This window comes from Anaeromusa sp. (assembly GCF_028691475.1).
Lineage (GTDB): Bacteria > Bacillota > Negativicutes > Anaeromusales > Anaeromusaceae > Anaeromusa.
Map to the genome: position 1 here is coordinate 1 of NZ_JAQUZF010000111.1, position 8,098 is coordinate 8,098.

At 51.4% G+C, this 8,098-nt stretch carries 6 protein-coding genes; 1 reads left to right on the forward strand and 5 read right to left on the reverse strand.

Features of this window, described 5'->3' with window-relative positions; all coding sequences use genetic code 11:
- Nucleotides 1-286 precede the first annotated feature (286 nt).
- Genes PHF27_RS12035 through PHF27_RS12050 form a run of 4 tightly spaced genes read right to left on the reverse strand, consistent with a single transcriptional unit; the run spans nucleotide 287 to nucleotide 5,599 of the window.
- Nucleotides 287-1,855, reverse strand: a complete 1,569-nt coding sequence (locus tag PHF27_RS12035) for a DEAD/DEAH box helicase (RefSeq protein WP_300070387.1) — start codon at nucleotides 1,853-1,855, stop codon at nucleotides 287-289.
- Nucleotides 1,856-1,890: 35 nt separating this feature from the next.
- The gene (locus tag PHF27_RS12040; protein WP_300070389.1) at nucleotides 1,891-3,165 is read right to left on the reverse strand and encodes a competence/damage-inducible protein A; all 1,275 of its coding nucleotides are present in this window, start codon (nucleotides 3,163-3,165) and stop codon (nucleotides 1,891-1,893) included.
- A gap of 32 nt (nucleotides 3,166-3,197) precedes the next feature.
- Entirely contained in the window at nucleotides 3,198-4,535 is a 1,338-nt protein-coding gene (gene rimO / locus PHF27_RS12045; protein ID WP_300070391.1) for a 30S ribosomal protein S12 methylthiotransferase RimO, read from the reverse strand.
- The gene (locus PHF27_RS12050; RefSeq protein WP_300070393.1) at nucleotides 4,532-5,599 is read right to left on the reverse strand and encodes an ABC transporter substrate-binding protein; all 1,068 of its coding nucleotides are present in this window, start codon (nucleotides 5,597-5,599) and stop codon (nucleotides 4,532-4,534) included. Before PHF27_RS12050 ends, rimO begins: the two co-directional genes overlap by 4 nt.
- A 122-nt stretch (nucleotides 5,600-5,721) precedes the next feature.
- Here PHF27_RS12050 and PHF27_RS12055 point away from each other — a divergent pair, with 122 nt between their 5' ends.
- Entirely contained in the window at nucleotides 5,722-6,165 is a 444-nt protein-coding gene (locus PHF27_RS12055; protein ID WP_300070395.1) for a hypothetical protein, read from the forward strand.
- On the opposite strand, the gene PHF27_RS12060 is transcribed toward PHF27_RS12055, so the two are convergent.
- Nucleotides 6,123-8,078, reverse strand: a complete 1,956-nt coding sequence (locus PHF27_RS12060; RefSeq protein ID WP_300070397.1) for a YgiQ family radical SAM protein — start codon at nucleotides 8,076-8,078, stop codon at nucleotides 6,123-6,125. The two genes, PHF27_RS12055 and PHF27_RS12060, sit on opposite strands and share 43 nt — an antisense overlap.
- Nucleotides 8,079-8,098: the final 20 nt, after the last annotated feature.

Below are 8,098 nucleotides of genomic sequence, written 5' to 3' on the forward strand. Positions count from 1 at the left end.
GAAGAGGCTGCAAGAAAAAGCTGCTGTGTGATCTTTTGAAAGGGATAAAGGATTGAACAAGAGAATCGGAGTCACGGGAGGGTGCGACTGAGGCTACGGCGGCCGTGATTGTATTTGAGACTTTTATTGGAGCAAGACGGTCCGCAGGACGCAAATCTTGTCTCAAATACAGTTATGCCACCGTTTAGACAGAAGCTCCCAGGCCTTGATAACCCTAGGTTTTTCAGCCGTAAAAAAAGGCTGCGGAAAACTCGAAAGTCTTCCGCAGCCTTTATACAACTAATGCTTATCTTTTTCCTTTGGCAGGCTCCACATTAACCTGGTAGCCTTTAATGGTGCCCTTATGCATGACCGCCATTACCCGTTCCGCCATATTCTGGGGCACTTCCACAAAAGTGAAACGGTCGTAAATATTGATCATGCCAATGACCTTACCAGGAATATCGGCTTCCGTAGCAATCGCCCTTACAATGTCCTCAGGGCGAATATTCTGCGCCCTGCCGACATTCAGGAAGAGCCGTACCATGCCCTCTGTATTTTCCATCATAACCGGTGTCTCTTCCACCAGCTTGAAGCCTTCTTGCGCCAGCTTCATGGCTGCTGCAGCGACATCGACCGCATCATGGCTTTCAGCCATTTCTTCAACAATGGAAATATACTCATCAAGATTACCGCGCGAAATCAAGGTGGCCAACCGCTCCTTAAGCGTTTCTTCATGACGCTTCAACACGTCGGAAGCACTAGGCACGGCCCGGCGTACCAACCGGCTGTGCGTCGCCCGCTCAATGCTCTTTAACTGGCGGAACTCGCGAGGATTGATAAAGGTCAGCGCCACACCGGTCCGGCCGGCACGTCCCGTACGTCCGATACGATGCACATAGGATTCGTGATCCTGCGGGATATCGTAATTAATAACATGAGTAATGTCGTCAATATCAATACCGCGTGCCGCCACATCGGTAGCCACCAAAATATCAAGCTTACCAATGCGGACCTGTTTCATAACGCGGTCACGCTGATTCTGGCTAAGATCGCCATGCAGGCCGTCCACAAGATAGCCGCGTGTCTGCAAGGATGCCACCAAGTCATCCACACCTTTTTTGGTACGGCAGAAAACAATGCTTTTACCGGTTTCCTCCAGATCAAGCACCCGGCATAACGCCTCCAGCTTGTCTCTTGTTTCATAATAGAACTGTTCGATAGCCGGTACGGTAAGCTGCTCGCGGCTAATAGTCACGGTAAAGGGATCTTTCATATAGCGTTTGGCCAGCGAAGCGATAGCCGCAGGCATGGTGGCCGAGAAAAGCAGAGTTTGCCGCGATTCTTCCGGCGTATGCGATAAAATTGACTCAATATCCTCGACAAAGCCCATGTCCAGCATTTCGTCCGCTTCATCCATTACGACCATCTGCACTTTATCTAAGCGCAATGTTTGGCGACGAATATGATCCAGCAGACGTCCCGGCGTACCAATTACAATTTGGGCGCCAGCGCGAATGGCGCGAATCTGCCGATCAATCGGCTGACCGCCGTATACCGGCAGCACGCGCACACGCTTGCCTTTGCCGATATTAGAAATTTCTTCGGCCACCTGAATCGCCAGCTCCCGTGTAGGAGTCAGCACCAATGCCTGTACAACCTTATCAGGCGTAACTTTTTCCACAAGGGGAATGCCAAAAGCGGCGGTCTTGCCTGTGCCGGTCTGGGCCTGACCAATAATGTCCTTGCCACCCAGCACATGAGGAATGGTCTCGCTCTGAATCGGCGAAGGCGCTTCAAAACCCATCGCGCTCAGCGCACTCAATACTTTCTTGCTAATTCCCAGTTCTTCAAAGTTTACGTTTTTTTCTTCCAAAATAAATTCCTCCTATTTTATAAACAAACAACTAATCAAGTCGTTTTTTCATCAGTGTCTTTTTTCGCCTCAAACTGGCGTAAATATCGTACCAGCAGCGCCAGCGCCCGAGCCGTCGCATGGCTGCGGATCTGTTGACGGCTTCCATAAAACCGTCCCTCTTCCTGCCAAATCCCCCATGGACCCACAACCGCCATGTGCACCAGCCCAACAGGCTTGGCCTCACTACCTCCGTCAGGACCGGCAATCCCCGTTGTGGCCAAAGCTACTTCAACGCCGCAGGCTTTGCGAGCGCCAATAGCCATAGCTTCCGCCGTCTGCACGCTCACCGCGCCAAAATCCCGCAGCAAGGATTCCGGCACTGCCAACAGTTCCTGCTTTACCCGGTTGTCATAAGCGATAATGCCGCCTGTCAGATAAGCGGACGAGCCAGGCACATTGGCTATCCTAGCCGCCACCATGCCTGCTGTGCAGGATTCCGCCGTCGCCATCGTCCAGCCTTTTTTCAACATTTCTCGGCCAACAACTTCTTCCAAGGTCGCGTCGTCGTCGCTAATGACAGCATCACCCAGGCGTTCGCGAATCTGCGTACTCCAAGGCTCCATAAGCTGCAACGCCGCCTCTTCCGTTTCACCCTGCGCCGTAAGGCGCACGAACATTTCACCGCTGCGAGCCAGAAAGGCTACTGTTGGGTTTCCCTGAGACAAAACTAAATCCATCAGCTTTTCTTCCAACAAAGACTCTCCAATGCCTACGCACCGGAAAATACGTGAGCGGATGCACCCTAAGGCCGGGCGGTAATTCTTCAACCACGGCAGCACCTGCTGCTCCAACATAGCCTGCATCTCCACAGGCGGCCCAGGCAGATTGATCAACACGCCATTGGCGTGCTCCAATATGCTTCCAGGCGCCGTCCCGCAGCAATTAGGCAGGATAATTGCTCCCGCCGGCAGTTGCGCTTGACGCAGATTGCTTTCCGCCATAGGAAGCTTTCGCTGGCGAAAAAATTCCTGCAGCTGCGCCACGGTAGCCGCATCCTCAACCATTTCCAACCCCAACAGGGCCGCGGACACCTCTCGGGTAATGTCCCCTTGAGTTGGTCCCAAACCGCCTGTGGTAATCACCAGCTCGGCACGGGCCATTCCTTGCTTAAGCACTTCCTCCATCCGCAGCGGATTATCTCCCACCGTACTCTGATAATGTACGGTAATGCCCGCTTCATTTAACCGCTGGGCAATATAGGCTGCGTTGGAATTTACAATCTCGCCCAGAAGCAGTTCCGTACCTGTACTGATAATTTCCGCAATCACCGTGATCTCCCCTTTGCATGGTCCCAGGTTTTTTAGTCAACAATTTCCGCTACCAAATCATAACTGAATCCCTGCGCAATGCGCACTTTGAGGGAATCGCCCACTTTCAGCCCGTCTTGTCCAGATGTTTCTACGTAAATCTGTCCATCCACATCCGGCGCCTCTCGATAAGAACGAGCTAGAATCACCTCTGGACGCGTCTCATCCAGTCCGGTAACAATAACTTGCAGCTCCCGCCCCTCTAACGAGCGGTTTATTTCCTCTGAAATCTTGCTTTGCAGCGCCATTAAACGATGATAACGTTCCTGTTTCACCTCGTCCGGCACTTGTTCCGCCATGGCGCCAGCCGCAGTACCCTCTTCCTGTGAATACGTAAATACGCCTACATGGTCAAAGCGTGCGGTCTCCAGCCACTGCTCCAAAAAAGCAAATTGCTCTTCTGTTTCCCCGGGAAAACCGACGATAAAAGAAGTGCGCAGCACTACGTCCGGCATAGCCTGTCTGATTTTTTGCAGCAACAGGTCAATATCCGCCTGACGATCCCTGCGATTCATGGCCTGCAAAACACCATCATGAATATGCTGCAGTGGCAGGTCCACATAACGGCATATCTTAGGTTCACTGGCCATGTAGGCAATAAGTTCGTCAGTAAAATAGCGGGGATAGCAATACAATAGACGAATCCATTCCACCCCGTCAATAACAGCCAGTTCCTTTAAAAGCGCCACCAAGTTAGGCTGCCCGTATAAATCCTTGCCATAGCTGGTGGTATCCTGCGCCACCAGATTGATTTCCCGCACTCCCTTTTGGGCCAAGTGCCTTACCTCTTCCACTACCGATTCAATCGGTCGGCTGCGAAAGGCGCCGCGCACACTGGGAATCACACAGTAGGTGCAGCAGTTGCTGCAGCCTTCGGCCACTTTAACATAAGCGCTATAAGAAGGCATCGTAGAAATACGGGGTGTTTTTTCGTCATAAAGAGTTGTCAGGCTGTCAATAAACAAGGCCCGGCGTCCCTCCAGAGCTGCAGCCACTGCCTCCTGGATTCTCCCCCACGCAGCGGTTCCCAAAATAACATCCACTTCCGGCATTTCATCCAAAAGTTCCTGCTGATACCGCTGCCCCAAACAACCGGCCACAATAAGACCGCGGCAGCGTCCTGTTTTCTTAAATTCCGCCATCTGCAAAATTGTCTGCAACGATTCTTCTTTAGCGGCATCAATAAAGCCGCAGGTATTGACAACTAGAATATCGGCTTCCGCCGGATCATCAATCAGCTCGACGCCGCCATCCTGCAGCAAGCCGAGCATGACTTCCGTATCTACCAGATTTTTTACACAGCCTAAGCTCACAAAGCCGGCTTTGATCATTTCTTTTGTTCCTCCATTCGTATTCCGTTCCCTTCCGGGGCTTTCAGGCCCAAGCGAATATTCTGCAACCAGGCTTCCAATTGTTTTTGCCTCATTCCTTCAGGCAGCGCTTCGTCACGCAGTTCCCAAAGAACCGGCCGCGGAGTTTTTTGTATTTCCGGATTGGCAGGCAATGCCAATAGCGAAATAGCTTCCCTTTTTTGAGCGCACGCCGGAGACAACAGCCAGTCCAACATTTTTTTCGCTTCACTCTGCATGGGCCCGCCTTTAACTAAAGCGCCCCCTGTCAACATATAGGCTGTCCCATGTTCCGGCCAGACGAGTCGCACCGGAAATTGGTCTCGCACGTATTTTTCCGCCTCGCTGTAAGGAGTAATCGCCAAATCCGCTTCTCCCATACCGGCCATTCGAACCGGAGTTGATAAAAATTTGGCATACCTCACTACTTGGGGATGCAACTTAGCCAAATAGGCAAGACACTCTCGGCTGCCGTATACTTCGCTCAGTTGCTCCATTAACTGCGCAGGCGCCTCTGCCGCCAAAAAGTCGGTCATCGCCACACGCAGCTCACTTTGCTTCACAATATCTTCCCAATCATTGGGCACGCTTTTCCACTGTTTTGCCGCATCTCGGTTAACAACAAAGACATAGGGATCATACCACAGACCGACCCAAAAATCATCTTCATCTTTTAAGGAGTCGGAAACAAGGTCCGCCTCTTCCGACAAAAATTCCTGCAGCCGCTTTTCCTTTTTGGCTCGTAAAAGCGCCATGCGCTCTGTCAAAATAAAGCTGGCCTGCGGCGTCTGCTGTTCTTGCTGCAATTGCTTCAACAAGTCTGCGGAAGTGCTAAACGAGCGCACCTGCAGTTTTAACCCTTGTTTTTGCGCTTCCTCTGTCAAAAGGGACTGCACCGTCTCCGCAGGCAGTGTCGTATAGATCATTAGTTCCGGTAAAAACTCTTCTGTTTTTTCGTCCGCATGCCCTGATAGCAAAAGACTGCCCACAAAAGCAACCATCACCAGGCAAAGAGACAACAAAAAAATAGGAGCATATCGTCTCATGGATTTATTCCTCCAAAGCACCCCTGTCGCAATAGAATAAATATGGTACAATAATAGGCGAAACTTATTGATAGGAACCGGCGTTTCCGTCAAAGTTCCTTACACATCTAGGAGGGATTCACTTGGCTAAAGGTTCTTCTCCGTTACCGCCTCAAAAAAACACTCCTCATAAGAAAAAGCAGGCGGAACGAACTTCGCTTCTCTCTCGACTGATCCACCCCAAGCTAACTTTGCGTTTGGTTCTGATTGTCGTCTACTTCTTTCTTTACGGTCTCAGCAATCTTTTCAGTCTCTACGAAGCCGTTGCCGACCAGCAGGAACTGGCGACATTTTGGGTGTCTCTATGCTCTGCCCTGCTCTATCTGCCGGCTAGCGTAGGTATCGCTCAACTGTTTCCTTGGGGACGCAAGCTTTCCTTGATTATCTCCGCCCTAGCCATTATTCTCGCCGTACCTATTCTTTTCTTCTTCGGCGCCTATCTGGATGCCGGCTTGACTTTACTGCTTAATGCCATGATCTTTCGTTATCTCTTATCTGCGGAATGTCGGCTGCTTTTTGCCCGTTGATTTCGTGCAGAACCTTTGGCGGTTCTGCCGCCTTGGCGCACACCTGCGCCGCGATGACCGCCTTTGGCGCGAGAATCTTTCTCTTGGCGCCCTGCCGGCGAAGCTTGCGCTTCTCCCGGCAGCGGCCGCAGCAGGCAACGGCTTTCATAACCGATAAGATCCTGCCGGCGCGCTTTAAGCAGCGCTTCATGCACCAAAGCCCGATTTTTCGGGTTACGAAACTGCAGCAACGCACGCTGCAGTTTTTTTTCATGTATGTCGCGGCAAACCTTCACGGCCTGGCCGGTCAAAGGATGCACACCGCTATAATACATGCAGGTAGATAAACTTCCTGGTGTCGGAATAAAATCCTGCACCTGTTCCGGATGATACCCTTGGTCGCGCAGAAATTCCGCCAATTCTACCGCTTCTGCCAGACCGCACCCGGGATGACTGGACATCAAATACGGCACTAGATACTGTTCCTTGCCCAACTCACGGTTTACGCGACGATACGCATCTTGAAAGCGCAAATAGCAGTCTTTGCCCGATTTCCCCATAATCCGGGTAACCTTTGCCGCAACATGCTCCGGTGCCACTTTTAGCTGGCCGCTTACATGATACTGGCACAATTCATGTAAAAATTCATCCCGATCCTTGGCTAACAACAAATAATCATAGCGAATGCCCGATCGAATGAAGACCTTCTTTATTCCGGAAACCTGTCGCAAGCTGCGCAGCAGCCGCAGGTAATCCTGATGGTCCGCTTGCAAATGCACGCAAGGTTCCGGCGAAAGACAGCTTTTGCCTCGACAAGCGCCTCGCTCCAACTGCGCCGCACACGATGGCTGGCGAAAATTGGCGGTAGGGCCGCCTACATCATGAATATACCCCTTAAACTCGGGAAGGGTTGTCAAAAGACGTGCTTCCTGCAAAAGAGATTCATGGCTTCGGCTTTGAATAATACGCCCTTGATGCGAGGTAATGGCACAAAAAGCGCAGCCTCCAAAACAGCCGCGCTGACTAACCAAGCTGAACTGAACTTCTTCAATGGCCGGCACGCCGCCAGCTTGATCATACGCAGGATGCCACGTCCGCATGTACGGTAAATCATACACCGCATCCAGTTCTGCCGTCGTCAGCGGCATCGCCGGGGGATTTTGCACCAAAAAACCTCGTTCCTGTTCTTGCAGCAAGGTTTTGCCGCGAATAGGGTCCTGTTCCAAAAACTGCAAGCCTCCAGCTTTGGCAAAAGCTTTGGGGTCTTGCCGGCATTCTTTCCAAGAAGGCAGTTTCACAGCGTCCCAAACTTCTTCTTGCGATTCTACGAGGAAACAGGTGCCAGGCACTTGGCGGATCTGCGCGATTGGAATCCCGCTTTCTAATTGCTTAGCGATCTCCAAAATCTGCCTCTCGCCCATGCCATAAATCAGAAGATCTGCATGACTATCCGCTAAAATGGAGCGGCGTAAGGCGTCCTCCCAGTAGTCATAGTGCACAAAACGTCGCAAACTGGCCTCAATGCCGCCAATAATTAAAGGAATATCTTTCCAGATTTCCCGAATACGGCTGCAATATACTAATGTAGCCCGGTCCGGCCGAAAGCCGGCCTTGCCGCCCGGAGCGTAGCGGTCCTCGCTGCGCAACCGTTTAGCTGCAGTATATTTATTGAGCATAGAATCCAGGTTGCCTGCAGACACCAACACGCCAAGGCGCGGTTTGCCGAACTCCTTGAACGCGTTAACGCTGCGCCAATCCGGCTGCGCCAAAATAGCAACCCGATAGCCTTGTTTCTCCAGCCAGCGGCTGATAATCGCATGACCAAAGCTGGGATGATCTACATAGGCATCGCCACTGATAAATAAAAAATCTACATAATCCCAGCCGCGCGCTTCCATATCGGCACGACAAACAGGAAGAAAGTTTTTTTCCATTTTAGCCTCTATTTCTTTTC